1 protein-coding gene is annotated in these 258 nt (G+C 67.8%); it reads right to left on the bottom strand.

All coding sequences use genetic code 11. The features are described from left to right. On the bottom strand, window positions 1-213 hold a 213-nt coding region (locus ACZ3HH_RS30625), incomplete at its 3' end, for a hypothetical protein (protein ID WP_465810419.1). Window positions 214-258 lie beyond the last annotated feature (45 nt).

Below are 258 nucleotides of genomic sequence, written 5' to 3'. Positions count from 1 at the left end.
GGCCAGCCCGATCAGGCCAATCCCGCCCAAGCCAGCCAGCGCCAGCGACCAGTCGCGCGGATCAGGCAGCAGCAGCCACAGCGCCACGCCCGCGCATTGCGCGACCGGCAACCACAGCACGAGTTGATCGCGCTCCGCCTCCAACCAGCTTTCCAAGGCACGATATTCCCCGCCCAGCCATCGGCGCCCGATTTGAAGCGGCGCGAGCCCCATGCTAGGGGCTTCCGTGGCTGAACTGGCCATCTGGTTTAACCCCCC

Source organism: Pseudomonas sp. PME37.24/025 (genome assembly GCF_055556615.1).
Note: the sequence above shows the minus strand (reverse complement) of the source record. Positions and strands in the feature narration are given on the sequence as shown.